This is a genomic window from Variovorax sp. JS1663, assembly GCF_002157355.1.
In the GTDB taxonomy this organism is placed as follows: domain Bacteria; phylum Pseudomonadota; class Gammaproteobacteria; order Burkholderiales; family Burkholderiaceae_C; genus Variovorax.
Window position 1 is genome coordinate 108,439 of the sequence record NZ_LYMK01000006.1, and the last position, 25,693, is coordinate 134,131.

At 67.8% G+C, this 25,693-nt stretch carries 29 protein-coding genes; 1 reads left to right on the plus strand and 28 read right to left on the minus strand.

Going from position 1 to position 25,693, the window contains the following annotated elements:
* Nucleotides 1-20: 20 nt before the first annotated feature.
* The gene (locus A8M77_RS07620; RefSeq protein ID WP_086920950.1) at nucleotides 21-1,181 is read left to right on the plus strand and encodes a S1C family serine protease; all 1,161 of its coding nucleotides are present in this window, start codon (nucleotides 21-23) and stop codon (nucleotides 1,179-1,181) included.
* A gap of 16 nt (nucleotides 1,182-1,197) precedes the next feature.
* Here A8M77_RS07620 and tatC read toward each other — a convergent pair whose 3' ends face one another.
* The 28 genes from tatC to A8M77_RS07760 all read right to left on the minus strand — a co-directional run bounded on the left by tatC (nucleotide 1,198) and on the right by A8M77_RS07760 (nucleotide 25,619).
* Entirely contained in the window at nucleotides 1,198-1,995 is a 798-nt protein-coding gene (gene tatC / locus A8M77_RS07625; protein WP_086920951.1) for a twin-arginine translocase subunit TatC, read from the minus strand.
* Nucleotides 1,996-2,047: 52 nt separating this feature from the next.
* Nucleotides 2,048-2,509, minus strand: coding sequence for a Sec-independent protein translocase protein TatB (gene tatB / locus A8M77_RS07630; RefSeq protein WP_086920952.1), 462 nt, complete (start codon nucleotides 2,507-2,509; stop codon nucleotides 2,048-2,050).
* A gap of 13 nt (nucleotides 2,510-2,522) precedes the next feature.
* Entirely contained in the window at nucleotides 2,523-2,759 is a 237-nt protein-coding gene (gene tatA, locus A8M77_RS07635) for a Sec-independent protein translocase subunit TatA (protein ID WP_086920953.1), read from the minus strand.
* A 64-nt stretch (nucleotides 2,760-2,823) separates the two neighbouring features.
* Complete coding sequence (locus A8M77_RS07640) at nucleotides 2,824-3,183, minus strand: histidine triad nucleotide-binding protein (RefSeq protein WP_086920954.1); 360 nt, start codon at nucleotides 3,181-3,183, stop codon at nucleotides 2,824-2,826.
* Nucleotides 3,173-3,562 carry a DUF4870 family protein gene (locus A8M77_RS07645; protein WP_086920955.1) on the minus strand — a complete coding sequence of 130 codons (390 nt, stop codon included), beginning with the start codon at nucleotides 3,560-3,562 and terminating at the stop codon, nucleotides 3,173-3,175. Before A8M77_RS07645 ends, A8M77_RS07640 begins: the two co-directional genes overlap by 11 nt.
* Nucleotides 3,563-3,584: 22 nt before the next feature.
* Nucleotides 3,585-3,977, minus strand: coding sequence for a phosphoribosyl-ATP diphosphatase (locus A8M77_RS07650; RefSeq protein WP_086920956.1), 393 nt, complete (start codon nucleotides 3,975-3,977; stop codon nucleotides 3,585-3,587).
* On the minus strand, nucleotides 3,974-4,375 hold the full coding sequence (gene hisI, locus A8M77_RS07655) for a phosphoribosyl-AMP cyclohydrolase (RefSeq protein WP_086920957.1): 402 nt from the start codon (nucleotides 4,373-4,375) through the stop codon (nucleotides 3,974-3,976). The genes A8M77_RS07650 and hisI overlap by 4 nt, the downstream gene beginning before the upstream one ends.
* 34 nt (nucleotides 4,376-4,409) lie before the next feature.
* Entirely contained in the window at nucleotides 4,410-5,189 is a 780-nt protein-coding gene (gene hisF / locus A8M77_RS07660; protein WP_086920958.1) for an imidazole glycerol phosphate synthase subunit HisF, read from the minus strand.
* Nucleotides 5,190-5,208: 19 nt separating this feature from the next.
* Nucleotides 5,209-6,051 carry a D-hexose-6-phosphate mutarotase gene (locus tag A8M77_RS07665; RefSeq protein ID WP_086920959.1) on the minus strand — a complete coding sequence of 281 codons (843 nt, stop codon included), beginning with the start codon at nucleotides 6,049-6,051 and terminating at the stop codon, nucleotides 5,209-5,211.
* Nucleotides 6,052-6,095: 44 nt separating this feature from the next.
* Nucleotides 6,096-6,839 carry a 1-(5-phosphoribosyl)-5-[(5-phosphoribosylamino)methylideneamino]imidazole-4-carboxamide isomerase gene (hisA, locus tag A8M77_RS07670; protein ID WP_086920960.1) on the minus strand — a complete coding sequence of 248 codons (744 nt, stop codon included), beginning with the start codon at nucleotides 6,837-6,839 and terminating at the stop codon, nucleotides 6,096-6,098.
* A gap of 48 nt (nucleotides 6,840-6,887) precedes the next feature.
* Complete coding sequence (gene hisH / locus A8M77_RS07675; protein ID WP_086920961.1) at nucleotides 6,888-7,544, minus strand: imidazole glycerol phosphate synthase subunit HisH; 657 nt, start codon at nucleotides 7,542-7,544, stop codon at nucleotides 6,888-6,890.
* Nucleotides 7,541-8,170, minus strand: coding sequence for an imidazoleglycerol-phosphate dehydratase HisB (gene hisB, locus A8M77_RS07680; protein ID WP_086920962.1), 630 nt, complete (start codon nucleotides 8,168-8,170; stop codon nucleotides 7,541-7,543). Before hisB ends, hisH begins: the two co-directional genes overlap by 4 nt.
* Entirely contained in the window at nucleotides 8,167-9,261 is a 1,095-nt protein-coding gene (gene hisC / locus A8M77_RS07685; RefSeq protein ID WP_086920963.1) for a histidinol-phosphate transaminase, read from the minus strand. The genes hisB and hisC overlap by 4 nt, the downstream gene beginning before the upstream one ends.
* An 8-nt stretch (nucleotides 9,262-9,269) precedes the next feature.
* Complete coding sequence (locus A8M77_RS07690; protein WP_086920964.1) at nucleotides 9,270-9,635, minus strand: hypothetical protein; 366 nt, start codon at nucleotides 9,633-9,635, stop codon at nucleotides 9,270-9,272.
* Nucleotides 9,635-10,960 carry a histidinol dehydrogenase gene (gene hisD / locus A8M77_RS07695; RefSeq protein ID WP_086920965.1) on the minus strand — a complete coding sequence of 442 codons (1,326 nt, stop codon included), beginning with the start codon at nucleotides 10,958-10,960 and terminating at the stop codon, nucleotides 9,635-9,637. Before hisD ends, A8M77_RS07690 begins: the two co-directional genes overlap by 1 nt.
* A gap of 1 nt (nucleotide 10,961) precedes the next feature.
* Complete coding sequence (hisG, locus tag A8M77_RS07700; protein WP_086920966.1) at nucleotides 10,962-11,603, minus strand: ATP phosphoribosyltransferase; 642 nt, start codon at nucleotides 11,601-11,603, stop codon at nucleotides 10,962-10,964.
* Nucleotides 11,600-12,886 (minus strand): UDP-N-acetylglucosamine 1-carboxyvinyltransferase, encoded by a 1,287-nt coding sequence (gene murA, locus A8M77_RS07705; protein ID WP_086920967.1) that lies wholly within the window; start codon nucleotides 12,884-12,886, stop codon nucleotides 11,600-11,602. Before murA ends, hisG begins: the two co-directional genes overlap by 4 nt.
* A gap of 18 nt (nucleotides 12,887-12,904) precedes the next feature.
* Nucleotides 12,905-13,147, minus strand: coding sequence for a BolA family protein (locus A8M77_RS07710; RefSeq protein WP_086920968.1), 243 nt, complete (start codon nucleotides 13,145-13,147; stop codon nucleotides 12,905-12,907).
* A gap of 100 nt (nucleotides 13,148-13,247) precedes the next feature.
* On the minus strand, nucleotides 13,248-14,012 hold the full coding sequence (locus tag A8M77_RS07715) for an ABC transporter permease (protein WP_086921046.1): 765 nt from the start codon (nucleotides 14,010-14,012) through the stop codon (nucleotides 13,248-13,250).
* An 85-nt stretch (nucleotides 14,013-14,097) separates the two neighbouring features.
* Nucleotides 14,098-15,045 (minus strand): ABC transporter ATP-binding protein, encoded by a 948-nt coding sequence (locus tag A8M77_RS07720; RefSeq protein ID WP_086920969.1) that lies wholly within the window; start codon nucleotides 15,043-15,045, stop codon nucleotides 14,098-14,100.
* 62 nt (nucleotides 15,046-15,107) lie between these two features.
* Entirely contained in the window at nucleotides 15,108-15,380 is a 273-nt protein-coding gene (locus A8M77_RS07725; protein ID WP_086920970.1) for an STAS domain-containing protein, read from the minus strand.
* Between the two features lie 13 nt (nucleotides 15,381-15,393).
* Complete coding sequence (locus A8M77_RS07730) at nucleotides 15,394-16,050, minus strand: MlaC/ttg2D family ABC transporter substrate-binding protein (RefSeq protein ID WP_086920971.1); 657 nt, start codon at nucleotides 16,048-16,050, stop codon at nucleotides 15,394-15,396.
* A gap of 121 nt (nucleotides 16,051-16,171) precedes the next feature.
* Complete coding sequence (locus tag A8M77_RS07735) at nucleotides 16,172-16,918, minus strand: MlaA family lipoprotein (protein ID WP_086920972.1); 747 nt, start codon at nucleotides 16,916-16,918, stop codon at nucleotides 16,172-16,174.
* Entirely contained in the window at nucleotides 16,915-17,403 is a 489-nt protein-coding gene (mlaD, locus tag A8M77_RS07740; protein ID WP_086920973.1) for an outer membrane lipid asymmetry maintenance protein MlaD, read from the minus strand. The genes A8M77_RS07735 and mlaD overlap by 4 nt, the downstream gene beginning before the upstream one ends.
* 12 nt (nucleotides 17,404-17,415) lie before the next feature.
* Nucleotides 17,416-18,198, minus strand: a complete 783-nt coding sequence (gene mlaE, locus A8M77_RS07745; RefSeq protein ID WP_086920974.1) for a lipid asymmetry maintenance ABC transporter permease subunit MlaE — start codon at nucleotides 18,196-18,198, stop codon at nucleotides 17,416-17,418.
* 91 nt (nucleotides 18,199-18,289) lie between these two features.
* A complete protein-coding gene (locus A8M77_RS07750) occupies nucleotides 18,290-19,114 on the minus strand; it encodes an ABC transporter ATP-binding protein (protein ID WP_086920975.1) in 825 nt (274 codons plus the stop codon).
* Nucleotides 19,115-19,229: 115 nt separating this feature from the next.
* The gene (locus A8M77_RS07755; RefSeq protein WP_086920976.1) at nucleotides 19,230-20,708 is read right to left on the minus strand and encodes a glutamate synthase subunit beta; all 1,479 of its coding nucleotides are present in this window, start codon (nucleotides 20,706-20,708) and stop codon (nucleotides 19,230-19,232) included.
* 168 nt (nucleotides 20,709-20,876) lie between these two features.
* Nucleotides 20,877-25,619, minus strand: a complete 4,743-nt coding sequence (locus A8M77_RS07760) for a glutamate synthase-related protein (protein ID WP_086920977.1) — start codon at nucleotides 25,617-25,619, stop codon at nucleotides 20,877-20,879.
* Nucleotides 25,620-25,693: the final 74 nt, after the last annotated feature.

Consider the following 25,693-nt stretch of genomic DNA (forward strand, 5'->3'; position numbering starts at 1 on the left):
CTTTTCCTTCTCTTTTCTCCATGAAACGTACCTGGCTGCTGTTTGCCCAAGCCGTCACCGTCATGCTGGCGGCCTATTTCGTGGTCGCCACGCTCAAGCCCGAATGGATCGGCCGCCGCGCCACCTCGCTGGGCGGCGTGGTTTCGGTGATCGAGGCGCCCGCGGCCAGCTCCGGCGTGATCGCACCCGGCAGCCTGAGCGCGGCGGCCAAGAAGGCCTCGCCGGCAGTGGTCAGCATCAACACCAGCAAGGCGGCGCGGCGCAGTCCACGCAGCGAGGACCCGTGGTTCCGCTTCTTCTTCGGCGACCAGGGCGACCAGCCGCAGATCGGGCTGGGCAGCGGTGTGATCGTGAGCGCCGACGGCTACATCCTCACCAACAACCACGTGGTGGAGGGCGCCGACGAGATCGACGTCACGCTCAACGACAGCCGCCATGCGCGCGGCAAGGTGATCGGCACCGACCCCGACACCGACCTGGCGGTGCTGAAGATCGAGCTCGACAAGCTGCCGGTGGTCGTGCTGGGCAACTCCGACAACCTGCAGGTCGGCGACCAGGTGCTGGCCATCGGCAACCCCTTCGGCGTGGGCCAGACCGTCACCAGCGGCATCGTCTCGGCGCTCGGACGCAACCAGCTGGGCATCAACACCTTCGAGAACTTCATCCAGACCGACGCGGCCATCAATCCCGGCAATTCGGGCGGCGCGCTGGTCGACGTCAACGGCAACCTGGAGGGGATCAACACCGCGATCTACTCGCGCTCCGGCGGCAGCCTGGGCATCGGCTTCGCCATTCCCGTCTCCACCGCCAAGCAGGTGCTGGAGGACATCGTCAAGGAGGGCAAGGTCACGCGCGGCTGGATCGGCGTGGAGCCGAACGACCTCTCGCCGGAGCTGGCGGAGACCTTCGGCGTCAAGGCCAGCAAGGGCGTGATCATCACCGGCGTGCTCCAGAACGGCCCCGCCGCGCGCGCGGGCGTGCGGCCCGGCGACGTGATCACCGGCGTGGGCGAGAAGCAGATCGGCAATGTGCAGGAGCTGCTGACCGCGGTGGCGGGCCTCAAGCCCGGCAGCAGCGCGCGCTTCGCGCTGCAGCGCGGCAGCGACCGGATGGAGCTGGACGTCACACCGGGCCTGCGGCCCAAAACGCCGGTGCGCCGGGCACCGGGCCAGCCCGAATAGGGATCCGTGTTCCCGATCAGGGTTGCGCCGAGTCGGCGCTTTCCTCGGGCGCGCGAGTGTGCTTGGAGAAGTAGCGCGCCGCCACGATGCCCACCTCGTAGAGCACGCACATCGGGACCGCCAGTGCCAACTGCGACACCACGTCCGGCGGCGTCAGCACCGCCGCGACCACGAAGGCCAGCACGATGAAATAGCCGCGGAAGGCCTTGAGCTTCTCGATCGTGACCATGTCGAAGCGCACCAACAGCATGACCACGATCGGCACCTGGAAGGCAACGCCGAAGGCCAGGTAGAGCGAGAGGATGGACTCCACGTAGGAGGCGATGTCCGGCGTGGCCGCGACACTCGCCGGCGTGAAGTGCTGGATGAAGCCGAACATCTTGTCCAGCACGAAGAACTGGACGAAGGCGATGCCGGCGTAGGCCAGGAAACTGCCGAAGAAGATGAGCGGCAGCGCAAACTTCTTCTCATGGCTGTAGAGGCCGGGCGCGACAAACATCCAGGCCTGGTACATGAGCCAGGGCAGCGCCAGCAGCACGGCCGCCATCAGCAGCACCTTCAGCGGGACGAAGAAGGGAGAGAACACGCCCACCGCGATCAGCTTGGCGTCCGGCGGCATGTGGGCCCGGATCGGGATCGCGACCAGGTCGATCAAGCCGGCGGGCCCGGGCCAGATCGCCAGCAGGATGCCGGCCACGGCCAGCCCGTAGATGCAATAGAGCAGGCGGTCCCGCAGCTCCATGAGGTGCGCGACGAAGGGCTGCTCGGTACCGGCCAGCTCGTCTTCTTTGTTCTTGTCGGGGGAATCGGCCATGTGGGGCGCTGCGGGCGAAAAGAGGGCGCGCCGCGATGCGGCCGGGCGGCTCTCAGTTGATCTTGTGGGGACGGTAGCGGGCCACGCGCGCGGCCCCGGACAGGGCCCGGGTGCGCACGCCGTTGCGCGCCTTGTACCACTGCGGCATGGCGCCCTGCTTCAGGCGCCACTTCTTGCGCGGGTGCTTGTACTCGGGGTAGCTTGCGGCCGGCTCGGCCAGCGGGCCCGAGCCCTCCTGCCCGATCTCCGAGAACTGCTTCTCGAAGTCGCTGGCGCCGGTCTGGATGCTGTGCTCCACATCGCGGGCGGCGTCCTGGACCGTGTCCTTCATCTTGCGCAGCTCGTCCAGGTCCATCGAGCGGTTCACCTCGGCTTTGACGTCGTTGACGTAGCGCTGCGCCTTGCCCAGCAGCGTGCCGACGGTGCGCGCGACCCGCGGCAGCTTCTCCGGGCCGATCACGATCAGCGCGACCGCGCCGATCAGGGCCAGTTTCGAGATACCGAGGTCGATCACGGAAGCCGGGCGCTCAGGACTTCTGGCGCGCTTCGACGTCGATGGTCGACTTGTCGGCGCTGTTGTTTGCGGTCACCTGGGGATTCGGGGTGGGGGGCGTCTCGGTGGCGGAGCCGTCCTTCATGCCGTCCTTGAAGCCCTTGACGGCGCCGCCCAGATCGGAACCCATGTTGCGCAGCTTCTTGGTGCCGAAGATCATCACGACGACAAGCAGCACGATCAGCCAGTGCCAGATGGAAAGTGAACCCATGGATTACTCCTGAAGAATGATCAATTTTAGTCGGGGGCGCGTCTGGGGCCCGGTACAGCGAATATCAACCCTTTAGCCAGGGCCTTGGGCCACCCATGACGTGGACATGGAGATGCTGGACCTCCTGGCCACCCTCGGCGCCGGTGTTGACGACGATCCGGAAGCCGCCCTGCGGATAGGGCCGGCAGCCCTGCTCCAAGGCCAGCTTGGGGGCCAGGGTCATGATCTTGCCGAGCAGCGCCGAATCCTCCGGCGTCACCTGGGCCATGGACGGGATGTGCCGCTTGGGCACCAGCATGAAGTGCACCGGCGCCCACGGCGCGATGTCGTGGAAGCCGAACAGATCCTCGTCCTCGTAGACCTTGCGGGACGGAATCTGGCCCGCGACGATTTTGCAGAAGATGCAGTTCGGATCAGAGGACATTGGAAGGCTCCATGGATCGGCCCGCATTCATGCGCACCATCCCCTTGATGATGCGGTAGAGGAACCAGAGTGAAATCAGCGCCCAGGCCAGCCAGCCGGGCAGCAGGAACAGCAGCCAAAGCCAGGCGGTCAGCACGTAGGCCACGCCGGCCCACAGCACCGAACGGATGCGCCAGCTGAAATGCGAGGCCTGCCAGGTGCCGGCGGCGTCGTCACGCTTGACCAGGTCGATCACCAGCGCGATCAGCAGCAGGGCGATCGAGGCCTGCGCCCCGGGCAGCACAGCGCCCACCGCCACCACCAGGTGCAGGATGTAGCTGATCCAGCCCCAGGTCTTCAGGGAGCTGTCGGGCTCGACGGTGACGATCTCGTTGGCCATGGCGTGCGTCCTTTCCCCTACTTCAGTCGTTGGAAGCTTCGCGTGCCTGCGCCTTGCGCAGGGCCTTTTCCTCGATGCCGCTGGTGCCTTCGCGGCGCTCCAGCTCGGCGATGACGTCGCGCGGCGAGAAGCCGTAGTGGGCCAGCGCCACCATGCTGTGGAACCACAGGTCGGCCACCTCGTTCACGATCTTCGCACGGTCGCCGCCGTGATCGGCGTCCTTGGCGGCCATCACGACCTCGGTGGCTTCTTCGCCGATCTTCTTGAGGAAAGCGTCGGGACCGCGGTGCAGCAGGCGCGCGACGTAGCTCTTGTCCGGGTCGCCGCCCTGCGCGGGCAGGCGGCTCTCGATCACGGCCGCCAGGCGGGCGAGTGCGTCTTCCATGGGGTGTTGCTGCGGGGTCTCGGTGCTCATGTCGGCGAGGAGGTGTAGATCGCCTGGGGGTCCTTCAAGACCGGCTCGGTCACCGTCCAGCGGCCATCTTCGTATTTGCTGAAGAAACAGCTGTGACGGCCCGTGTGGCAGGCGATCCCGGGCTCGTGGCCGGTCTGGGTGACCTGGAGCAGGAGCACGTCGTTGTCGCAGTCCATGCGGATCTCGTGGACGGTCTGCACGTGGCCCGATTCCTCGCCCTTGAACCACAGCTTGCCGCGCGAGCGGCTGAAGTAGACCGCGCGGCCCAGCTCGGCCGTCCTGGCCAGGGCCTCGCGGTTCATCCAGGCGAACATCAGGACATCCTTGCTGCCGCGCTCCTGCGCGATCACCGGCACCAGGCCGGCCGCGTCCCACTTCACTTCATCGAGCCAATTCATGGGACTATTGTCGTGCCTGCCCGGCACGAGGCGGCTAAACCCGCACGGGAATCCCGCGCTCGGCCATCCGGGCCTTGGCCTCGCCCACCGTGTGCTGTCCGTAGTGGAAGATGCTGGCCGCCAGCACGGCATCCGCGCCGCCGGCCTGGACGCCGTCGGCCAGGTCGTCCAGGCTGCCCACGCCGCCTGAGGCGATCACGGGCACGGTCACCGCGTCGCTCACCGCCCGGGTCAAGGCCAGATCGAAACCGCTCTTGGTGCCGTCGCGGTCCATGCTGGTCAACAGGATCTCGCCCGCGCCGCGGCGCGCCATCTCGACGGCCCATTGCACCGCGTCCAGTCCGGTGTTCTTGCGGCCGCCATGGCTGTAGACGTCCCAGCCCGGCCCGCGCACCGCGGTGTCCTCGGCGGAACGCCGCTTGGCATCGATCGCGACCACGATGCACTGCGCGCCGTACTTGCGCGAGGCGTCCTCGATCACCTGCGGGTTGGCGATGGCCGCGGAGTTGAAGCTGGTCTTGTCGGCGCCCGCATTGAGCAGGCGGCGCACGTCCTCGACCGTGCGCACGCCGCCGCCCACGGTCAGCGGGATGAAGACCTGCGAGGCGACCGCCTCGATGATCGGCAGGATCAGGTCGCGTCCGTCGCTGGTGGCCGTGATGTCCAGGAACGTGAGTTCGTCGGCACCCTGGGCGTTGTAGCGGGCCGCGATCTCGACCGGGTCGCCGGCATCGCGCAGCTCGACGAAGTTGACGCCCTTGACGACACGGCCGCCGGTGACGTCGAGGCAGGGAATGATGCGCTTGGCCAGCATGGGGAATCGTGGGGGTCGTTCAAAGGACGGTGAGTTGCTGCCAGCCCTGCCAGCAGCCGCCCGGCGCCAGCAGCACCGGCTCGTCGATGCGCGCGGCCTCGACGCAGAGCATGTGGCGCCAGCCGTCGTCGGGCAGGTCTTCCAGCCGCGCGCTCAGCTCGGGCCCGGGATTCCAGACCACGGTTTCGGTGCAGCTCGCGCTCTGCGCGATCTCCAGCGTGCCGGCGGGTTGCACCAGGTGCAGCGGCCTGGCGGGCGCCGCGTAGACGCTGTCGAACTCGGTGCTGAAGCGCAGCGCGGGCGACAGGTCGACGTGGCGGTCGTCGCGCACCGCATCCCAGCGGTTGGCACCCTGGAGGCCCTCCAGCGTGGCCTGAGTGACGTCGTCCACGCGCAGGTAGCTGTGCAGCGCCGCGGCGAAGGACCAGGGCGCTCGGCCGGTGTTGTCGATGCTCAGGGCCACGCGCAGCGAGCGGGGCGACAGCGTTACCGCCAGGCGGGCATGGAAGGCATGCGGCCAGATCGCGCGGGTGGCTTCGTCGTCATGCAGCGAAAGGACCAGGGTGTCGGCCCGCCCGCCCACGGCGCCCGCATCGGCGCGCCAGGCGACGTTGCGCACGAAGCCATGCTTGGTCAGCGTGCCGCGCTGGTTGAACTGCGGCCAGCAGATCGGCACGCCGCCGCGGATCGCGCTGCGGCCGTCGAAGCGCGCCTCGGGGCTCAGGTAGAGGCGCTCGACACCGTCGGCCGTGATCCACGACAGCACGTGCGCGCCATGCAGCGCCACCGTGCAGGCACCGCCGTCCGGCAGGGCGAGCTGCAGGGCCGGCTGGCCGCGGAAATCGAGGGTTTGAAGGGACATGGGCTCGATGCGCCAGGCCGAAGCGGTCGGGAGGCCCTGCGCGCCTATTGCTCGGCCAACTCGTCGGCGCGCGCCTGAGCGGCAGCGAAGTCCAGGTCGCCCGAATAGATGGCACGGCCACAGATCACGCCCTCGATGCCTTCGGGCTCGGCGGCGCAGAGCTTGTCGATGTCGGCCATGTTCGACAGGCCGCCCGAGGCGATCACCGGGATGGTGAGGGCCTGCGCGAGTTTCACGGTGGCGTCGATGTTGATGCCCGAGAGCATGCCGTCGCGGCCGATGTCGGTGTAGATGATGGACTCGACGCCGTAGTCCTCGAACTTCTTGCCCAGGTCGGCCACCTCGTGGCCGGTGAGCTTGCTCCAGCCGTCGGTAGCGACCTTGCCGTCCTTGGCATCGAGTCCGACGATGATGTGGCCGCCGAAGGCGCTGCACGCATCCTTCAGGAAGCCGGGGTTCTTGACCGCGGCGGTGCCGATGATCACGTAGCGCAGGCCGTCGTCGATGTAGCGCTCGATGGTGTCCAGGTCGCGGATTCCGCCGCCGAGCTGCACCGGGATGTCGTCGCCCACCTCGCGCAGGATCGCCTTGATCGCGGCATGGTTCTGCGGCTTGCCCGCAAAGGCGCCGTTGAGGTCGACCAGATGAAGCCGGCGCGCGCCGGCATTGATCCACCGGCGTGCCATGGCGGCCGGGTCTTCGCTGAAGATGGTGGACTGGTCCATGTCGCCCTGCTTGAGGCGAACGCAGTGGCCATCCTTGAGATCGATCGCAGGAATGAGGAGCATGGTGCGGGATTGCGCGGAACGGGCGATGAAGCGCAGCGTGAAACTGCGTCAGGGATTCCAGTGGAGAAAGTTTCGGTACAGCTGCAACCCATGGTCCGCGCTCTTCTCGGGGTGGAACTGGGTCGCAAAAATATTATCGCGTGCGATGGCGGCGGTAAAGCGTGCGCCGTATTCGGCCTCGCCGGCACTGTGGCGCGCATCGGCCGGCCTCGCGTAGAAGCTGTGGACGAAGTAGAAGTAGCTGCCGTCCGGCACCCCGGCCCAGACCGGGTGCGGCCGGGTCTGGAAGACCTGGTTCCACCCCATCTGCGGCACCTTGTAGCGGCTGCCGTCGGGCTGGATCCGGCCTTCGAGCTGGAACCGGATCACCTGCCCCGGGATCAGGTCCAGGCCCTCGGTCGGCCCCTCGTCGCTCGCTGACAGCAGCATCTGCATGCCCACGCAGACGCCGAACAGCGGCTTGCCGGCCGCCGCCTCCAGCACCGATTCCTGCAGGCCGGAGTCGCGCAGTTCGCGCATGCAGTCGGGCATGGCGCCCTGCCCCGGCAGCACCACGCGGGTGGCGCGGCGCACCACGTCCGGGTCGGCTGTCACGAAGACTTCGACGCCGACCTGGTCGGCCGCATGCTGCACCGCCTGCGAGACGGAGCGCAGGTTGCCCATGCCGTAGTCGACGACGGCGACCGTGTTGTTGCTGCTGCTCAGAGGGAACCCTTGGTCGATGGAATCACGCCGGCCGAGCGCGGATCGAGTTCGAGCGCCGCCCGCAGGGCGCGCGCGAAGGCCTTGAAGACGGTCTCACACTGGTGGTGCGCGTTGACGCCCTTCAGGTTGTCGATGTGCAGGGTCACGAAGGCATGGTTGACGAAGCCCTGGAAGAACTCGTGGGTGAGCTGAGTGTCGAAGCTGCCGATCATGCCGCTGGTGTAGGGCAGGTCCATCACCAGGCCGGGGCGGCCGGAGAAGTCGATCACGACGCGGCTGAGCGCCTCGTCCAGCGGCACGTAGGCATGGCCGTAGCGGCGGATGCCCTTCTTGTCGCCCACTGCCTTGGCAATCGCCTGGCCAAGGGTGATGCCCACGTCCTCCACCGTGTGGTGACCGTCGATGTGCAGGTCGCCTTGGCAGTCGATTTCGAGGTCGATCAGGCCGTGGCGGGCGATCTGGTCGAGCATGTGGTCGAAGAAGCCGATGCCGGTGGAGAGCTTGGCGTAGCCGGTGCCGTCCAGGTTGACGCGCACGCTGATCTTCGTCTCCGCCGTGTTGCGCGTGACGGAGGCGACGCGCGCGCCGGCGATGGTGACTGCTTCGGGGGCCGTGGGGCTGTTCATAAGGAGGTTTCGAGGGCCGTGAGCATCCGCGTGTTCTCGTCGGCGGTTCCGACGGTCAGGCGCAGGCAGTTCGCGAGCAATGGGTGCATTTTAGAAACGTTCTTCACCAGCACGCCGCGTGCCTTCATGCCCTCGAAGGTCTTGGCGGCATCCGGCACGCGGACCAGGATCATGTTGGCGTCGCTGGGCCAGCTCTTCACCGAGGGCATGCCAGCCAGCGCCCCTGCGATGCGGGTGCGCTGCTCACGGATCTGCGCCGCCTGGGCCGCGAAGACTTCCGCATGCTCCAGCGCGAAGAGCGCGCACTCGCAGTTCAGCACGCTGATGTTGTAGGGCGGGCGCACCTTGTCCACCTCGGCGATCAGCGTCGCCGGGCCGACCAGGTAGCCCAGCCGGACGCCCGCCAGGCCGAACTTGCTGAGCGTGCGCATCAGCAGCACGTGGCCGTGGCGCGCCACCCGGTCGATGTAGCTGCGGGCGGCGAAGGGCTGGTAGGCCTCGTCGATCACCACCAGCCCACCCTGCCGGCCCTGGGCCTCGACGATCTTCTCGATCACGGCGTCGTCCCAGAGGTTGGCGGTCGGGTTGTTGGGGTACGCCAGGTAGACGATGGCCGGCTTCTCGCGGTCGATCGCCGCCAGCATGGCCGCTTCATGAAGCTCGAAATCGGCCGTGAGCGGCACGCCGACGAAGCGCAGGCCCTGCAGTTGGGCGCTCATCGCGTACATCACGAAGCCCGGCTCGGGCGCCAAGATGGCAGCGTTCGGCAGATCGCAAGCCATCGCCAGCAGCGAGATCAGCTCGTCCGATCCATTGCCCAGCATCAGGCCGAAGCCCTCGGGAATCCGCGCATGGGCCGCCAGGGCGTGCTGCAGGTCTGCGCTGCGCGGCCCGGGGTAGCGGTTCAGCGCCAGCGCGCCCAGCCGCTCGCCCAGCGCGGCCTGCAGCGCGGGCGGCAAGCCGTAGGGGTTTTCCATGGCGTCCAGCTTGAGCAGCCCGCGCGCGTCCTGCACGGCATAGGCATGCATGGAACGGACGTCGGAACGGATGCGGCCCAGGGCGCGGGTGGAGTCTTCGGAGGCGGAGGTCATTCGTCGATTCAAGGGCAGCGGTAGCTGTTGCGCAGCGCGGCCGACACCACCAGCTGCACCGGCATGTCTGCCTCGTAGCTGTCGGCATTGCGGCTCAACTCGCTCTGGTAGAGCGTGCGCGCCATCGAAGGCTCCAGCCGGCGCCCGTTGACGCAGAAAAGCGGCTTCTGGCCGGCGCGCTGCTCGGCCTCGCTGGCCTCGCGCAGGCCTTCGACCACGCCGACCAGGTAGTAGTTGGCGTAGAGCTTGCCGTCCTTCTCGTTGGCTTCCAGCATGCGCAGCTCGCGGATGCTCATGGCCTGGCAGGCGGCACCGGCCGCCAGCAGGCCCACCCAGGCCAGGCAGCGCAAGGGCCCTCGCGCCGGGATCGCCATCACGGCTCCTGGCGCAGGCGCATGCGGGCGGCCTCGGCGTGCGCCTGGAGGCCCTCACCCTCGGCCAGCGTCACGGCGACGCGGCCCAGGGCCTGCGCCCCCGCCTCGCTCACCTCGATCAGGCTGGAGCGCTTCTGGAAATCGTAGACGCCCAGCGGCGAACTGAAGCGCGCGGTGCCGCTGGTAGGCAGCACGTGGTTGGGCCCGGCACAGTAGTCGCCCAGGCTCTCGCTGGTGTAGGCGCCGAGGAAGATCGCGCCGGCATGCCGCAGCAGCGGCTCCCAGCGCGCCGGCTCGCGGCTGCTGACCTCGAGGTGCTCGGGCGCGATGCGATTGCTGATGGCGCAGGCCTCTTCCATGCTCTTCGTGTGGATCAGCGCGCCGCGGCCGTTGAGCGAGGCCGCGATGATGGCCGCGCGCGGCATGGCGGGCAGCAGGCGGTCGATCTCCTGCTGTACGCGTTCGATGTAGGCGGCATCGGGGCACAGCAGGATGCTCTGCGCGAGCTCGTCGTGCTCGGCCTGGCTGAACAGGTCCATCGCCACCCAGTCGGGCGGCGTGCTGCCGTCGGCCAGCACCAGGATCTCGCTCGGGCCCGCGATCATGTCGATGCCCACCGTGCCGAAGACGCGGCGCTTGGCGGCCGCCACGTAGGCGTTGCCGGGGCCGGTGATCTTGTCGACGGCCGGGATGGTGGCGGTGCCGTAGGCCAGCGCGGCCACCGCCTGGGCGCCGCCGATGGTGAAGGCGCGGGTCACGCCGGCTACGTGGGCCGCGGCCAGCACCAGCGTGTTCTTCTCGCCGCCGGGCGTCGGCACGACCATGATGATCTCGCCGACGCCCGCCACCTGGGCGGGAATGGCGTTCATCAGCACGCTCGACGGATAGGCGGCCTTGCCGCCCGGCACGTAGATGCCGACCCGGTCCAGCGGCGTGACCTTCTGGCCCAGCAGCGTGCCGTCGGCGTCGCGGTAGCTCCAGCTCTCGCCGCTGGCCTTCTTCTGGGCCTCGTGGTAGCTGCGCACGCGCCGGGCTGCGGCCTCGAGCGCCTCGCGCTGCGCCGCGGGCAGGCCGTCGAAGGCCGCCTGCAGCTCGGATGCGCGCAGCTCCAAGGCCTCCAGTCCGGCCACATCAAGCCGGTCGAAGCGGCGGGTGTAGTCGAGTACGGCGGCATCGCCCCGCCGGCGCACGTCGTCCAGGATGTCCGCCACCACCTGCTCGATCGCGGCATCCGTGTCTGCCGACCAGTGCAGCCGCGCCTTGAAGTCGGCTTCGAAGCTGGCCGAGGCGGTCGACAGGCGGGCGGGGGTGGCTTTCACATTCATTTCAGGCGGAGGGAATGGCGGCGGCGAAGGCGTCGATGATGCGGCGAATCGGCGCCTGCTTGAGCTTGAGCGCGGCCTGGTTGACCACCAGGCGGGCGCTGATGTCCATGATGCGCTCGACCTCGACCAGCTGGTTCGCCTTGAGCGTGTTGCCGGTCGACACCAGGTCGACGATGGCGTCGGCCAGGCCGGTGAGCGGCGCCAGCTCCATGCTGCCGTAGAGCTTGATCAGGTCCACGTGCACGCCCTTGCTGGCGAAGAAGTCGCGCGCCAGGCCGACGTACTTGGTCGCGACCTTGATGCGCGAGCCCTGGCGCACGGCCGAGGCGTAATCGTAATCGGCGCGCACGGCCACGCTCAGGCGGCAGGCCGCGATGCGCAGGTCCAGCGGCTGGTACAGGCCCTGGTTGCCATGCTCCAGCAGTACGTCGAGCCCGGTCACGCCCAGATCGGCACCACCGTACTGCACATAGGTGGGCACGTCGGAAGCGCGCACCAGCACCACGCGCACGTCCGGCCGCGAGGTGCCGATGATCAGCTTGCGCGATTTCTCCGGGTCCTCGCTGACCTCGATGCCGGCCGCTGCCAGCAGCGGCAGGGTCTCGTCGAAGATGCGGCCCTTGGACAGTGCGAGCGTGATCACGGCTGGTACTCCGCCGGCCCGGCCACGCGCTCGATGTCGGCGCCGAGGCCGCGCAGCTTGCCTTCCATGCGGTCGTAGCCGCGGTCCAGGTGGTAAATGCGGTCGACCAGGGTCTCGCCCTCGGCCACCAGGCCGGCGATGACCAGGCTGGCGGAGGCGCGCAGGTCGGTGGCCATCACGGTCGCTCCCGAGAGCTGGGGCACGCCCTCGATCACGGCCACCTTCCCATCGGTCTGGATCTTGGCGCCCAGGCGCAGCATCTCGTCCACGTGCATGAAGCGGTTCTCGAAGATGGTCTCGGTCACGGTCGAGGTGCCCTCGGCGATCACGTTGAGCGCCATGAACTGGGCCTGCATGTCGGTCGGGAAGCCCGGGTACTCCGTGGTGCGGAAGCTCTGCGCCTTCAGGCGGCCCTGGCTGCGCACGCGGATGCCCCCCTCCACCGCGCTGACCTCCACGCCGGCCTCGCGCAGCTTCTCGATCACGGCGTCCAGGTGGTCGGCGCGGCCATGGCGCAGCAGCGCCTCGCCGCCGGCGGCCGCGACGGCGCACAGGAAGGTGCCGGCCTCGATGCGGTCGGCCACCACGCGATGGGTTGTGCCCTGGAGCCTCTCCACGCCCTGGATGCGGATCCGGCTGGTGCCATGGCCCTCGATCTTCGCGCCCATCTCGATCAGCATCTCCGCCAGGTCGGCGATCTCGGGCTCCTGAGCGGCGTTCTCCAGCACGGTCTCGCCCTCGGCGAGTGCAGCGGCCATCAGGAAGTTCTCGGTGCCGGTGACGGTCACCATGTCGGTGGTGATGCGCGCGCCATGCAGCCGGCGTCGGCCGCCGCCGATGCTCGCGACCATGTAGCCGTGCTCGACCACGATCTCGGCGCCCATGGCTTGCAGGCCCTTGATGTGCTGGTCCACCGGCCGCGAGCCGATCGCGCAGCCGCCCGGCAGCGAGACCTTGGCCTGGCCGAAGCGAGCGAGCAGCGGGCCCAGCGCGAGCACCGAGGCCCGCATCGTCTTCACCAGTTCATAGGGCGCTTCCGGCAGGTGCAGCGCGCCGGCATCGAGCGCCACCGTGCCGTTGTCGTCGCGCTCGGCCGCCACGCCCATGTTGCGCAGCAGCTTGAGCATGGTGCCCACGTCGTTCAGGCGCGGCACGTTGTGCAGCGTGACGGGGCGGTCGGTCAGCAGCGCCGCGCAGAGCTCCGGCAGGGCGGCGTTCTTCGCGCCTGAAATGAGCACCTCGCCGCGGAGCTGGCGCCCGCCGCGAATCAGGAGTTTGTCCATGAAAGGTCCGCGAGAAAACTAGGAGTTCTGGGCCGCCCATTCCGCGGGCGTGAAGGTCTTCATCGAAAGCGCGTGCACCTCGTCCGTATGCATTTTGGCACCGAGAGTGGCGTAGACGCGCTGGTGTCGCTGGATCGCGCGCTTGCCCTCGAACTCGGCGGAGACGATGGTGGCGTACCAGTGGCGGCCGTCGCCCTCGAGCGCGATGTGCTCGCAGGGCAGGCCGGCCTGGATGATGGATTGGAGTTCGTCGGCAGTCATAAGGGAGAAGGGGCCGCCACCGGGCCGCCCCAAGGCGGCCCAGCCCCCTCGGGGGGTGGAGTTGCGCGAGCGCAGCGAGTGAAAAGCCTGGGGGCCATTGTCATCCGCGGATCTTGTAGCCGATGCGCAGCAGGTGCACGGCGATCGCGCTCACGACCAGCCAGGCGCCACCCACGATGGCCAGGCTCACCCACGGCGAGATGTCGCTGATGCCGAAGAAGCCGTAGCGGAAGCCGTCGATCATGTAGAAGAAGGGGTTCAGGTGGCTCACCGTCTGCCAGAAGGGCGGCAGCGAGTTGATTGAATAGAACACGCCCGACAGGAAGGTCATGGGCATGATCAGGAAGTTCTGGAACACCGCCATCTGGTCGAACTTCTCGGCCCAGAGGCCGGCGATCAGGCCCAGCGTGCCGAGGATGGCGGCGCCCAGGAAAGCGAACACGGCGATCCACAGCGGCGCCTCGAAGCCCGGCAAGGCGAAGATGGACGTCACTACGAACACCCCCAACCCCACCGCCAGCCCGCGCACGATCGAGGAGCCTACGTAGGCCAGGAACCAGCCCCAGTGCGACAGCGGCGTCAGCAGCACGAAGACCAGGCTGCCCATGATCTTGCTCTGGATGATCGAGGACGAGCTGTTGGCGAAGGCGTTCTGCAGCACGCTCATCATCACCAGACCGGGCACCAGGAAGGCCGTGTAGCTGACCGAGCCATAGACCTTGACGTGGTCCTCCAGCACGTGGCCGAAGACCATCAGGTAAAGCAGCGCGGTGAGCACCGGCGCACCGACGGTCTGGAAGCCGACCTTCCAGAAGCGCAGCGTTTCCTTGTAGAGCAGCGCGCGCCAGCCCAGAGCGTGAATCATCATTTGAGCCCCCACTCTCGGCACTTCGTGTCCTCGCTGCCCCCCGAGGGGGCGCGAGCTTGCTTGGGGCGGCCCGGCGCGGCGCTCATCGCGCCACCTCCAGCGGCGTCTGCTCACCTGCCATCAGGTCGATGAACACGTCTTCCAGATCGGCCTTGCGCATCTCGACGTCCTCGACGTCGAGACCGGCTTCGCGGATCGCGGCCAGGAGTTGCTCGACCTCGCGCGCGTTCTGCGCCGGCAATTGCACGATGCGGCCGGTGATGCGCGCATGCTGGGCCAGTTCCCAGGGCAGCATGCCATCGGTCTTGAAGCGCAGCACGTTGCTGGCGGCGGAGCGCAGCAGCTCGCTGGTGCGGTCCAGCGCGATCACGCGGCCCTGCTTGAGCATCGCGATACGATGGCACAGGGCCTCGGCCTCCTCGAGGTAGTGGGTGGTCAGCAGCACCGTGCTGCCCTGCTTGTTGAGCTTGGCGACGAATTGCCACAGTGTCTGGCGCAGCTCGACGTCGACGCCGGCCGTGGGCTCGTCCAGCACGATCACCGGCGGCTTGTGCACCAGGGCCTGCGCCACCAGCACCCGGCGCTTCATGCCGCCGGAGAGCTGGCGCATGTTGGCGGTGGCCTTGTCGGCCAGGCCCAGGCTGGTCAGCAGTTCGTCGATCCAGTCGTCGTTGTTCTTGATGCCGAAGTAGCCGGACTGGATACGCAGCGACTCGCGCACGTTGAAGAAGGGATCGAACACCAGCTCCTGCGGCACCACGCCGAGCTGGCGCCGCGCCTGGCTGTACTCGCGCTGCACGTCGAAGCCATGGACGCTGATGGCGCCCGCGCTGGGCCGGGACAGGCCGGCGAGCATGCTGATCAGGGTGGTCTTGCCGGCGCCGTTGGGCCCCAGCAGGCCGAAGAATTCGCCCTCTTCGATCTGGAAGGTGACCCCGTCGACTGCGCGCAGGCCTGGCTTTCCCTGGGCGCGCTGCTGGCGCGAGGCGGGGTAGGTCTTGGAGACCGATTGGAAGGAGATCGCGGGCATGAGAGCCCGGGATTTTAGGGCCCCGGCGTTTTTCCGCCCCAGGGCCGGAAAAAGGCCTTCGGCTACGGCGCAGCCGGCAGGAGCCCCGCCACGCCGTAGAGCGAGGCAAGTTCGCGCAGGCGCGGAGGCAGGCCCTTCACCGCGAAGCCGCGCCCGAGCGCGCTGGACTCGCGCCGACATTCGAGCAGCACCGCCAATGCCGAGGAGTCGAACTGCTCGAGGGCACTGGCATCCACCACGGTGGACGATGCAGCCTGCCCCGCCAGCCCCTGGCGCAGCATGAGCACGCAGGCCGGTGCTTCGTCGTGCGTGAGCTTGGGCGGCAGGACCAGCATCGCGAGGGATGCCCTACTTCTTGCTGCCGTTGCGCGAGTTGCGCGCCACGAGTGCGGCGATCAGCCCGTCGATGCCCTTGGCATTGATCTCCTGCGAGAACTGGCTGCGGTAGGTGTCGACCAGCCAGACACCCAGCACATTGAGGTTGTAGACCTTCCAGCCGCCACCCTGGCCCGGGGTCTTCTCGAGCCGGTAGTCCAGCTGGACCGGATCGCCACTGCTGCCGCGGACCTCGGTGCGCACCAGCACTTCGTTGTCGTCGGGCGAGCCGCGGAAGGGGCGCACCACCACCGACTGGTCGCTGACCTGGTCGAGCGCGCCGGCGTAGGTGCGCACCAGCAGCTTCTTGAACTCTTCCTGCAGGCGCTGCTGCTGCTCGGGCGTGGCCTGGCGCCAGGCCGGCCCGACCGCGGAGGCCGTCATGCGCTGGAAGTTCACGTGGGGCATGATCTTGGCGTCGACCAGCGCCATGATCTTGGCGACGTCGCCGGCCTTGATCGACTTGTCGGCCTTGATGGTCTCGAGCACATCGGTCGAGATGCGCTTGACCAGCGCGTCGGGCGTCTCGTCGGCGGCATGCACCGGGCGCACGAAAGCTGCGGCGCCCGCGAGCAGCACCCCGGCCAGGGCCAGGCGTCCGAAGGAGCGTCGTTGCAGGGTCTGGGTCATCGAAAAAGTCCCTTGTTGAAGTTTCAGGTCCGGCGAGCGTTGGCGGTTTGGAGGCGGAGCTGCGCCGGCAGGTTCCCACCACGGCGAGGGCACCGGCAACCGGATGCAAGCGCAGCGGGCCTCAATTGCCGTCGTTCGGCAGGTCGCCGTTGTGAATATCGTTGCGCCGACGCTGCAGGTAGGCGTCCCGCGTGAACGAATACTTGTCGAGCGCGGCCTCGCCCAGCAGCTCGCTGGCACGCAGGAAGTTGGAGCGCGTGTCGACCACGCGCAGCACGTACATCGAGTTGCGCCATGGGATGTCGTCGATCTGGTTCACCAGGTCGCCCCGGCGGTCGACCAGCAGGGCCGAGCCGTCGCGCACGGTCGAGGGACCGAGCAGCGGCAGCACCACGTAGGGCCCGCTCGGCACACCCCAGCGGCCCAGGGTCTGGCCGAAGTCCTCCGGGTGGCGGTCGATGCCGGCTTCGGTGGCGACGTCGAGCAACCCGCCGAGGCCGAAGACCGTGTTGACCGGAATCCGCATGAAGTTGTCGGTGCTGTGCCGCAGGTTGAGCTGCATCACGCTGTTGGCGAAGTTCCACACGTCGGACAGGTTGCCGAAGAAGTTGTTCACGCCGGTGCGCACGAAGGAAGGCAGGACGCGGCGGTAGGCGCTCGCCACCGGCTTGAGCACCGCGTCGTCGACGTTGTCGTTGAACTTCGCGACGCCGCGGTTGAAGGGCTCGAAGGGGTCGGCTGGATTGGCACCGGGGCCGGTCGCGCAGCCCGCGGCCAGGGTGAGGGCCGCGGCCGCGGTCAGGCCGCGAAGGACCAGGGAAAGGCTGCGCCGGGCCGGTGACGGGTCTTGTGGGGTCGGTGTTTTCATTTCTTGTTGCTGTTGGCCGGCGGCGCGCTGCCGTCGGCCGCCTTGCTGTAGAGAAACTGTCCGATCAGGTTCTCCAGCACGACTGCCGACTGCGTCGAGGTGATGATGTCACCGGCTTGCAGGCTCTTCTCCTCGGCGCCCGCCTCGATCCCGATGTACTGCTCTCCGAGCAGGCCGCTGGTCAGGATCTTGAGGGAGCTGTCCTTCGGGAAACTGTAACGGCTTTGCAACGCAATCGTCACGCTGGCCTGGAAGTTCTTGTCGTCGAACGTGATCGATTCGACGCGGCCGACCACCACGCCTGCGCTCTTGACGGCCGTCTGCGGCTTGAGTCCGCCGATGTTGTCGAAGCGCGCGGTGATGGCATAGGTCTTCTGGAAGCTCAGGCTCAGCAGGTTCGCGGACTGGAGTGCGAGGAAGAGCAGCGCCGCCGCGCCGATGAGCACGAACAGGCCGACCCAGACGTCATTCTTGGAGCGTTGCATGGCTTATTTCTACTAGATGCTGAACATCATGGCGGTCAGCAGGAAATCGAGACCGAGCACCGCGAGCGAAGCCGCGACCACGGTCCGGGTGGTGGCTCGGGACACACCCTCGGGCGTCGGCTGCGCCTCGAAGCCCTGAAGCAGCGCGATGAAGGTGACGGTGAAGCCGAAGACAACGCTCTTGACCACGCCGTTGCCCACGTCACGCCAGACGTCGACGCCGCCCTGCATCTGGCCCCAGAAGGCGCCGGGATCGACGCCGAGCATCGGCACGCCGACGACCCAGCCGCCGATCACGCCGACCGCGCTGAACACCGCAGCCAGGAGCGGCATGGTGATCACGCCGGCCCAGAAGCGCGGCGCCAGGATGCGCTGCACCGGATCCACCGCCATCATCTCCATGGCGCTGAGCTGCTCGCCGGCCTTCATGAGGCCGATCTCGGCCGTCAGCGAGGTGCCTGCACGCCCCGCGAAAAGCAGCGCCGCCACCACCGGGCCGAGCTCGCGCACCAGGCTCAGCGCCACCAGCAGACCCAAGGCCTCGGAGGAACCATAGCGCTGCAGCGTGTAGTAGCCCTGCAGCCCGAGCACGAAGCCCACGAACAGGCCCGAGACCGCGATGATGGCCAGCGAGTAGTTGCCGAGGAAATGGATCTGGTCACGCACCAAGCCGAAGCGGCGCAGGCTGCGCGCGCCGTGAAGGCTGAGGCGCACGAAGAGCCGCGCGGCCGCGCCAAAGTCCACCAGCTTGGACCGGACGGCGAATCCGGCATCGGCAGGCCTGTACCAGGTCATTGGACGACCTCCCCCAGGCTCGTCACTTCGTGTACTTCGCGCACCCCCTCCTGAAGGAGGGGGCGAGCGCCTTCGGGCGGCCGGGCGGCGCTCACGCCCGCTCCCCATGGCTGTTGTTGCCGAAGTCGTCCTCGACGGCGACGCCGGGGTAATGGAAATGCACCGGCCCGTCGGGCAGCGCATTGACGAACTGGTGCACCAGTGGGTCGGCACTCGCCCGCACGTCCTGCGGCCTGCCTTGGGCGGCGATGCCGCCGTTGGCCAGGATGATCACGTGGTCGGCGATGCGGAAGGTTTCCTCGAGGTCGTGCGACACCACCACGCTGGTCAGGCCCAGCGTGTCGTTGAGCTGGCGGATCAGCCGCGCCGCCGTGCCCAGCGAGATCGGGTCGAGGCCGGCGAAGGGCTCGTCGTACATCACCAAGTCGGGATCGAGCGCGATCGCCCGGGCCAGCGCCACGCGGCGGGCCATGCCGCCGGACACCTCGCTGGGCATCAGCTGGCGGGCGCCGCGCAGGCCGACGGCGTCGAGCTTCATGAGCACGATGTCGCGCACCAGCGCCTCGGGCAGCCGCGTGTGCTCGCGCAGCGGGAAGGCAACGTTGTCGAACACGCTCATATCGGTGAAAAGCGCGCCGAACTGGAACAGCATGCCCATGCGGCGACGCGCGGCATAGAGTGCATCGCTGCCCATCCGGCCGATGTCCTGCCCATCGAACAGCACCTCGCCGCGCTGCGCGCGCACCTGGCCGCCGATCAGGCGCAGCACGGTGGTCTTACCGCCGCCGGAGGCGCCCATGAGCGCCGTCACCTTGCCGCGGGGGACGGTGAAGGAGACGCCGTCGAGGATCGCGCGATCGCCGTAGCCGAAGCGGATATCGCGGAACTCGACAAGTGAGGAATCGGAAGGCTTCATGGGCAACAGAAAAGCCAGGGCGCCTGAGGCATCCCCGGCTCACGGTGGCGGCCATGATAAATGAAGCACGGGACGTGCCCATGCGCCGAAAGTGGGAGGCCAATCCCCGCCTAATTCAGCGCGGCAGATCGCTGTAGCCCATCAGGAACTCGTCGACCGCGCGCGCCGCCTGGCGCCCCTCGCGGATGGCCCAGACCACCAGTGACTGGCCTCGGCGCATGTCGCCGGCCGCAAACACCTTGGGCACGTTGGTCGCATAGCCACCGATGAAGTCGACGCCGGCCTTGGCGTTGCCGCGGCCGTCCTTCTCGACGCCGAAAGCCTCCAGCACGCCGGCGACGGGACTCACGAAGCCCATGGCCAGCAGCACCAGGTCGGCCTTGAGCACCTGCTCGGAGCCGGGGACCTCGCTCATCTTGCCGTCCTTCCACTCGACGCGGACGGTTTTCAGGCCAGTGACCTTGCCCTTCTCGCCGATGAATTCCTTGGTGGCGATGGCGAATTCGCGCTCGCAGCCCTCCTCGTGGCTGGAGCTGGTGCGCAGCTTGTAGGGCCAGTAGGGCCAGGTCAGCGGGCGGTTCTCCTCCTCGGGCGGCTGGGGCATCAGCTCAAACTGGGTCACGCTGGCCGCGCCGTGGCGGTTGCTGGTGCCCACGCAGTCGGAGCCGGTGTCGCCGCCGCCGATCACGATCACGTGCTTGCCATCGGCCCGGATCTGGCCCTTGACCTTGTCGCCGGCGTTGATCTTGTTCTGCTGCGGCAGGAACTCCATCGCGAAATGGATGCCGTCGAGGTCGCGCCCCGGCACCGGCAGATCGCGCGACTGCTCGGCGCCGCCGGTCAGGACCACGGCGTCGAATTCCTTGTCGAGCTGCTCGGGCGTCACCGTCTCCTTGGCCCAGTTGGTGACCTTGGAGCCCTTGCCCAGCGGGTCCTTGGCGGCGCCGACCATTACGCCGGGGCGGAACACGACGCCCTCCGCCTTCATCTGCTCGATGCGGCGGTCGATATGCGTCTTCTCCATCTTGAAGTCGGGGATGCCGTAGCGCAGCAGGCCGCCGATGCGGTCGTTCTTCTCGAACAGGGTCACGTCATGGCCGACGCGCGCGAGCTGCTGCGCGGCCGCCATGCCGGCGGGGCCGGAGCCCACCACCGCGACCTTCTTGCCGGTCTTGTGCCGGGCCGGGCGCGGCGCGACCCACGCTTCCTGCCACGCGCGGTTGATGATCGCGTGCTCGATGGACTTGATGCCGACCGCGTCGTCGTTCACGTTCAGCACGCAGGCCGCTTCGCAGGGCGCGGGGCAGATGCGGCCGGTGAACTCGGGAAAGTTGTTGGTCGAGTCCAGCACCGCGAAGGCGCTCTGCCAGTCGTTGCGGTACACAAGGTCGTTGAAGTCCGGAATGACGTTGTTGACAGGGCAGCCGCTGTTGCAGAACGGCGTGCCGCAGTCCATGCAGCGCGCACCCTGCACCTTGGCCTGCTTGTCATCGAGGCCGACGACGAATTCCTTGTGGTGCTTGACGCGCTCCTCGACGGGCTTGTAGCCCTCTTCGATGCGCTCGTGCTCCATGAAGCCGGTGATCTTTCCCATCGTATTTCCTTTGCTCACCCCCGTCGCTTGCTCACTTCGTGTAGCCTCCTCCCCCCTCACGGGGGCAGCACCAGCGGCCCGGCAAAGCCGGTTCCGCGGTGCTCCCCGAAGGGAGACAGGTGCTACGCGTAGAGAGGCTGCACGGCGTGTGAAGAGTTTGTTGTTTGATCAGGCCGTGACCGGCTTGTTGACGACCGCATGCGGCTCCAGGCCCACGTGCGCGTTGTTGCCGCTGCTGGTGAGCTCGACCTTGCGATCGTGGATCTCGGCCAGCGCGCGCTTGTATTCGTTCGGGAACACCTTGACGAACTTGGTCCGGGACACGGCCCAGGTGTCGAGCAGCTCGCGCGCGCGCTTGCTGCCGGTCCAGCGGTGATGGTCCTCGAGCAGTTTCTTGAGCCGGGCCTCGTCGGTCTCGCCCTCGTGCCAGATCTTGCGATGCACGCTGGCGGTCTGCTCGGCCGAGGTCAGCACCTTGTCGAGCGAGACCATGGCCAGGTTGCAGCGCGAGGCGAACTGCCCGTCCTCGTCGTAGACGAAGGCCACGCCGCCGCTCATGCCGGCGGCAAAGTTGCGCCCGGTCTTGCCCAGCACCACCACCGTGCCGCCGGTCATGTACTCGCAGCCGTGGTCACCGGTGCCTTCGACCACCGCGGTGGCGCCCGACAGACGCACCGCGAAGCGCTCGCCCGCCACCCCGCTGAGGAAGGCCTCGCCCGTGGTCGCGCCGTACAGCGCGGTGTTGCCGACGATGATGTTGCGGGTCGCCTCGCCCCGGAAGTCCAGGCTGGGGCGCACCACCACACGGCCGCCCGACAGGCCCTTGCCGGTGTAGTCGTTGGCATCGCCGATCAGGTAGAGCGTGATGCCGCGCGCCAGGAAGGCGCCGAAGGACTGGCCGCCGGTGCCCTCGAGCTGGATGCGGATCGAGTCGTCCGGCAGGCCCTGCGGATGCACCTTGGTGAGCGCGCCCGAGAGCATGGCGCCGACCGAGCGGTTGACGTTGCGCGCCACCTCGATGAACTGCACCTTCTCGCCCTTCTCGATGGCGGGGCGCGACTTCTCGATCAGCTTGTTGTCCAGGCTCTTCGCGAGGCCGTGGTCCTGCGCCTCGACGTGGAAGCGCGGCACGTCGGCCGGCACGTTGGGCTGGGCGAACAGGCGGCTGAAGTCCAGGCCGCGCGCCTTCCAATGGGCGATGCCCTTGCGGGTGTCGAGCAGATCGGCGCGGCCGATCAGGTCGTCGAACTTGCGGATGCCCAACTGCGCCATGATCTGGCGCACTTCCTCGGCGACGAAGAAGAAGTAGTTCACCACGTGCTCGGGCTTGCCCGAGAACTTCTTGCGCAGCACCGGGTCCTGCGTGGCCACGCCGACCGGGCAGGTGTTCAGGTGGCACTTGCGCATCATGATGCAGCCCTCGACCACCAGGGGGGCGGTCGCGAAGCCGAACTCGTCGGCGCCCAGCAGCGCGCCGATCGCAACGTCGCGGCCGGTCTTCATCTGGCCGTCGGCCTGCACGCGGATGCGGCCGCGCAGCCGGTTGAGCACCAGGGTCTGCTGGGTCTCGGCCAGGCCGATCTCCCACGGGCTGCCCGCGTGCTTGATCGAGGACCACGGCGAGGCGCCGGTGCCGCCGTCATGGCCCGCGATCACCACGTGGTCGCTCTTGCACTTGGCCACGCCGGCCGCGATGGTGCCGACGCCGACCTCGCTCACCAGCTTGACGCTGACGCTGGCGTGCGGGGCCACGTTCTTCAGGTCGTGGATCAGCTGCGCCAGGTCCTCGATCGAGTAGATGTCGTGGTGCGGCGGCGGCGAGATCAGGCCCACGCCCGGAACCGAGTAGCGCAGCTGGCCGATGTAGTTGGAGACCTTGCCGCCGGGCAGCTGGCCGCCCTCGCCGGGCTTGGCGCCCTGCGCCATCTTGATCTGCAGCTGATCGGCCGAGGCCAGGTACTCGGCGGTGACGCCGAAGCGGCCCGAGGCCACCTGCTTGATGCGCGAGCGCAGCGAGTCGCCGTCGGCCAGCGGCAGGTCGACCTCGACGTTGGCCTCGCCGATCACGCTCTTGAGCGTGTCGCCCTGCTTGATCGGGATGCCCTTGAGCTCGTTGCGATAGCGCGCCGGATCTTCACCGCCTTCGCCGGTGTTGCTCTTGCCGCCGATGCGGTTCATGGCCACGGCCAGGGTCGAATGCGCTTCGGTGCTGATGGAGCCCAGCGACATGGCGCCGGTCGCAAAGCGCTTGACGATCTCGCTCGCCGGCTCGACTTCGTCCACCGGAATCGCCTTGGCCGGATCGATCCTGAACTCGAACAGGCCGCGCAGCGTCAGGTGGCGGCGGTTCTGGTCGTTGATGAGCTGCGCGTATTCCTTGTAGGTATTGAAGTTGTTGGCGCGGGTGCTGTGCTGCAGCTTGGCGATGGCGTCGGGCGTCCACATGTGCTCCTCGCCGCGGGTGCGCCAGGCGTATTCGCCACCGGCGTCCAGCATGTGCGCCAGCACCGGGTCGTCGCCGAAGGCCGCCTTGTGCATGCGGATGGCTTCCTGCGCGATCTCGAAGACGCCGATGCCCTCGACCCGGCTGGCGGTGCCGGTGAAGTACTTGGACACCGTCTCCGCATTGAGGCCGATGGCCTCGAAGAGCTGGGCGCCGCAGTAGCTCATGTAGGTGCTGACGCCCATCTTCGACATGATCTTGGACAGGCCCTTGCCGATCGCCTTGACGTAGTTGTAGATGGCCTTCTCGGCGCTCAGGTCGCCCTGCAGGTCCTCGTGCATCGCGGCCAGGGTTTCCATGGCGAGGTAGGGATGCACGGCCTCGGCACCATAGCCGGCCAGCACGCCGAAGTGGTGCACTTCGCGCGCCGAGCCGGTTTCCACCACCAGCCCGGCGGTGGTGCGCAGGCCCTCGCGCACCAGGTACTGGTGGATGGCCGAGAGCGCGAGCAGCGCCGGGATGGCGATCTGGGTCGCGCTGAGCGCGCGGTCGCTCACGATGAGGATGTTGTGGCCACCCTTGATGGCGTCCACCGCTTCGGCGCACAGCGAGGCCAGCTTGGCTTCGACGCCCTCCTCGCCCCAGGCAAGCGGGTAGGTGATGTCGAGCGTGTAGCTCTTGAACTTGCCCTGGGTGTACTTGCCGATGTCGCGCAGCTTCGCCATGTCGGCGAAGTCGAGGATGGGCTGGCTCACCTCCAGCCGCATCGGTGGGTTGACCTGGTTGATGTCCAGCAGGTTCGGCTTCGGGCCGATGAAGGACACGAGCGACATCACGATGGCTTCGCGGATCGGGTCGATCGGCGGGTTGGTCACCTGCGCGAAGAGCTGCTTGAAGTAGTTGTAGAGCGGCTTGTTCTTGTCGGACAGCACGGCCAGCGGGCTGTCGTTGCCCATGGAGCCGATGCCTTCCTCGCCGGCCGCGGCCATGGGGCTCATCAGGAATTTGATGTCTTCCTGCGTGTAGCCGAAGGCCTGCTGGCGATCGAGCAGGGCGACCTGGCTGATCGGGGGCTGCACCGCCTCCGCCTCGACGCTGTCGAGCTTGATGCGCAGATTCTCGATCCACTGCTTGTAGGGCTTGCTGTTGGCGAGGGTGGCCTTGACCTCCTCGTCGTCGATCATGCGGCCCTGCTCCAGGTCGATCAGGAACATCTTGCCGGGCTGCAGGCGCCACTTGCGGACGATCTTCTGCTCCGGCACCGGCAGCACGCCGGATTCGGAGGCCATGATGACCAGGTCGTCGTCCGTCACGCAGTAGCGCGAGGGACGCAGGCCGTTGCGGTCCAGCGTGGCGCCGATCTGGCGGCCGTCGGTGAAGACGATCGAGGCCGGACCGTCCCAGGGCTCGAGCATCGCAGCGTGGTATTCGTAGAAGGCGCGCCGGCGCGGGTCCATGGTCGCGTGCTGCTCCCAGGGCTCGGGGATCATCATCATCACGGCCTGGCTGATCGGGTAGCCGGCCATCGTGAGCAGTTCGAGGCAGTTGTCGAAGGTGGCGGTGTCGGACTGGTCGGCGAAGCTGATCGGGTACAGCTTCTGCAGGTCGGCGGCCAGCACCGGCGAGGACATCACGCCCTCTCGCGCCTTCATCCAGTTGTAGTTGCCCTTGACCGTGTTGATCTCGCCGTTGTGGGCGACATAACGGTACGGGTGGGCCAGCGGCCACTCGGGGAAGGTGTTGGTGGAGAAGCGCTGGTGCACCAGGCCCAGGGCCGAAATGCAGCGCTTGTCCTGCAGGTCGAGGTAGTAGGTGCCCACCTGATCGGCCAGCAGCAGGCCCTTGTAGACCACCGTGCGGCTCGACATGCTCGGGACGTAATACTCCTTGCTGTGCTTGAGCTTCAGGCGCTGGATGGCGGCGCTGGCCGTCTTGCGGATGACGTAGAGCTTGCGCTCCAGGGCGTCCTGCACGATCACGTCGTTGCCGCGGCCGATGAAGACCTGGCGCAGCAGCGGCTCCTTTTTGCGCACCGCGGGCGACATGGGCATCTCGCGGTTGACCGGCACGTCGCGCCAGCCCAGCAGCACTTGCCCTTCGGCCTTGATGGCGCGTTCCAGCTCCTGCTCACAGGCTTCGCGCGATGCGTGTTCCTTGGGGAGGAAGATCATGCCCACGCCGTACTCGCCGGGCGGCGGCAGCGTCACGCCCTGCTTGGCCATCTCCTCGCGGTACAGCACGTCGGGCAGCTGGATCAGGATGCCGGCGCCGTCGCCCATCAGCTTGTCAGCGCCCACTGCGCCGCGATGGTCCAGGTTTTCCAGGATCTTCAGGCCCTGGACGACGATGCTGTGGCTTTTCTCGCCCTTGATGTGGGCCACGAAGCCGACGCCGCAGGCGTCATGCTCGTCGGCCGCGGAATAGAGGCCGTGTTGTTGGAGATGTTCGATCTCGGCAGCCGTCGTCATGGGCGCACTCCTTCAGTTTTTCGCAGGGAGGTGAAGGATATTGCGTTGCACAAACAATGCCAAGTGTTTTATTT